This window comes from Pseudomonas sp., from assembly GCF_050739655.1.
GTDB lineage: Bacteria > Pseudomonadota > Gammaproteobacteria > Pseudomonadales > Pseudomonadaceae > Aquipseudomonas.
Genome location: NZ_JBOIBY010000622.1, coordinates 1 through 3308, shown reverse-complemented (window position 1 = coordinate 3308; position 3308 = coordinate 1). Strand labels below are relative to the sequence as shown.

Annotated in this window: 2 protein-coding genes and 1 pseudogene; all 3 read right to left on the bottom strand. The window is 57.6% G+C overall.

Annotation, left to right across the window (positions count from 1 at the left end):
• The coding region (locus ACRESJ_RS29675; protein ID WP_431761067.1) for a CoA-acylating methylmalonate-semialdehyde dehydrogenase at nucleotides 1-1466 on the bottom strand (1466 nt) is incomplete at its 3' end.
• A 95-nt stretch (nucleotides 1467-1561) separates the two neighbouring features.
• Complete coding sequence (locus ACRESJ_RS29670) at nucleotides 1562-2866, bottom strand: aspartate aminotransferase family protein (protein ID WP_431761066.1); 1305 nt, start codon at nucleotides 2864-2866, stop codon at nucleotides 1562-1564.
• Between the two features lie 284 nt (nucleotides 2867-3150).
• Nucleotides 3151-3308: pseudogene (locus ACRESJ_RS29665) on the bottom strand (methylmalonate-semialdehyde dehydrogenase (CoA acylating)); the annotation flags it as partial.

Here is a 3308-nt window from a genome sequence, read left to right as displayed (position 1 = left end):
GCTTCGTGGCTGGTGCGTTGCGGCCAGCGCTGAGTGATGGCTTTCTTGCGGGTGTAGAAGCGCACACCGTCGGGGCCGTAAGCGTGCAGGTCACCGAACAGAGAACGCTTCCAGCCGCCGAAGCTGTGGTAGCTCACCGGTACCGGCAGCGGCACGTTGACACCGACCATGCCCACTTCGATCTCGTCACAGAACAGACGGGCCGACTCACCATCACGGGTGAAGATACAGGTGCCGTTGCCGTACTCATGGTCGTTGATCAGCTGGATCGCCTTTTCCAGGCTGTTCACGCGCACGACGCACAGCACCGGGCCAAAGATCTCTTCCTTGTAGATGCGCATCTCTGGGGTAACGCGATCGAACAAGGTACCGCCGACGAAGTAACCATCTTCGTGGCCCGCGACTCTGAAGCCGCGGCCATCGACCACCACCGTGGCACCAGCAGCCACGCCGTCATCGATGTAATCCAACACCTTGTCGCGTGCGGCGGCAGTCACCAGCGGGCCCATGTCCAGGCCGCAGGTGGTACCGGCACCGATCTTCAGCGCCTTGATTTGCGGTTCCAGCTTGGCGATCAGTGCATCTGCAACCTGATCACCCACGCAGACAGCGACGGAAATCGCCATGCAACGCTCGCCGCACGAGCCGTAGGCGGCACCCATCAGTGCGCTAACGGCATTGTTCAGATCAGCGTCTGGCATCAGCACGGCGTGGTTTTTCGCGCCGCCCAAGGCCTGGACGCGCTTGCCGCGCTTGGTGCCTTCGGCATAGATATACTCGGCGATCGGCGTGGAGCCGACGAAGCTCAGGGCCTTGACCGCAGGTGCCTCGATCAGTGCATCCACTGCTTCCTTGTCGCCATGCACGACGTTCAGCACGCCCTTGGGCAAGCCGGCTTCGTGCAGCAGCTCGGCGATCAGCAACGTCGAGCTTGGATCACGCTCGGATGGCTTGAGGATGAAGCAGTTACCGCAGGCAATGGCCAACGGATACATCCACAGCGGTACCATCGCCGGGAAGTTGAACGGGGTGATGCCGGCCACGACGCCAATTGGCTGAAGATCACTCCAGGCATCGATATTCGGGCCGACGTTGCGGCTGTATTCACCCTTGAGGATCTCGGGAGCGGCAGATGCGAACTCAACGTTCTCGATGCCACGCTTGAGTTCGCCCACGGCGTCCTCGATGGTCTTGCCGTGCTCTTCGCTGATCAGTTGGGCGATACGCTGCTCATTCGCTTCCAGCAGTTGCTTGAAGCGGAACATCACCTGCGCGCGTTTGGCCGGAGGGGTATTGCGCCAGGCCGGGAAAGCCGCTTGCGCAGACTCGATGGCTTTTTGCACCGTGGCGCGGCTCGCCAGGCCCAACTTGTGGATTACCTGGCCAGTGGCTGGATTGAATACTTCGCAGGTACGGCCACTTTCTGAGTATGGTTTGCCGTTAATAAGATGAGTGATAACGCTCATGAAAATCCTGACCTCTGAACTGCAAAAAAAATCAAAAAACATGATGCCCAAAACTGTTTATAGAGCATCCATTTACACGTCGATTCTTAAACGTATTAGCCAAGTACCGAGCCAATTACTTCATCCAGAATGGCGATACCCGCTTCAACTTCTTCAGCACTGATGATGCATGGCGGAACCACATGAATGCGGTTCTCGACTACAAACGGCAACAGACCACGCTCCATCAGCTTGGCTTTGAGCACCTGCATCGTTTGCGCAGCCAGCGGTGCGCGAGTTTCTTTATCGCTCACAAACTCCAGAGCCCAGAACACGCCGACACCTCGCACCTCACCGATCGATGCATGACGTTGCTGGAGGTCACGCAGACGCGGCCCCAGACAGTTGGTTCCGATGTCCAAAGCGTTTTCTACAACCCCCTCCTTACGCATCGCGTCAATCGCGGCGACAATCGAGGCCATGGCAAGCGGGTGCCCAGAGTAGGTCAAGCCTCCAGGGAAGTAGCGCGTTTCGAAATAAGCGCAGAGCGGCTCCGAGATTACGACGCCACCGACAGGGACATACCCAGAGTTCACACCCTTGGCGAAGGTGATGAGATCAGGCACAACCCCATAATGCTCCAGGGCGAACCACTTGCCCGTCCGACCAAAACCGGACATTACTTCGTCCAGGATGAGCAACATGCCGAATTCATTTGCCAGTTCGCGAACACCCTGCATATAGGAAGCGGACGGCATCAGAATACCGGCCGTGCCGGGCAGACTTTCGAGAAGGATTGCTGCGATTGAACTCGAACCTTCGCTCTCTATCACCCGGCGCAGGTGCCGGAGCGCACGTTCTGTCTCTTCGACCTCAGTCTGCGCGTTGAACTCGCTGCGATAGAGATAAGGCGTGAAAAAGTGAACGTGGCCACGTGCGTACTCATTCGGCACGCGACGCGGGTCACCCGTGGCAACAATCGCCGATCCGGTATTGCCGTGATAGGAGCGGTAGGATGACAACACCTTATCCCGTCCGGTGAAGAGTCGGGCCATGCGGATCGCGTTTTCATTGGCATCGGCACCACCGTTCGTGAAGAAGACTTTCTTAAAGCCCTCAGGTGCCTGCTCAATGATGCGCTTGGCGGCCTCGCCTCGCATAAGGTTGGCAGTCGATGGTGCAATGGTCGTCAGAGTGGCCGCTTGTTCCTGAATCGCCGCGATGACCGCTGGATGCTGATGACCGAGGTTGGTATTGACGAGCTGGCTGGAGAAATCCAGATAACGCTTGCCATCATAGTCCCATACCGTAGAACCCTCCCCGCCTGCGATAACTAAAGGGTTGAGTGCTCCTTGAATCGACCACGAGTGGAACACGAACTCGCGATCAAGGTCCTTCACAGATTGATTGGTAATCGGCATGTTAATCATCGACCTCTTAAAAAAATAAACTCAAAAAAAGTACTGTTGCAGGCTCCCGATTAATTGCAGGAGCATTCGAGGCACTGGGATGGCCACAAAGCCTCGCCGTACTGAGCGATGAACTGCTCAGCCCTGTCGGTGCGCACCCATCCTGGGCAATCGCCACCACGAGCACCCTCTCCCAACACACTGAGGGCCAAACGCTTTAGGGTGCGAACGTCTGCGCCCTCTCAGTTCTCCGTCCGAACAACTGATGACGCAGACACTCGAACCAAGTGCCTGCCTTAGCTATTGCTTGGGAAGGCGAATTGCGCCGCTTCGTGGCTGGTGCGTTGCGGCCAGCGCTGAGTGATGGCTTTCTTGCGGGTGTAGAAGCGCACACCGTCGGGGCCGTAAGCGTGCAGGTCACCGAACAGAGAACGCTTCCAGCCGCCGAAGCTGT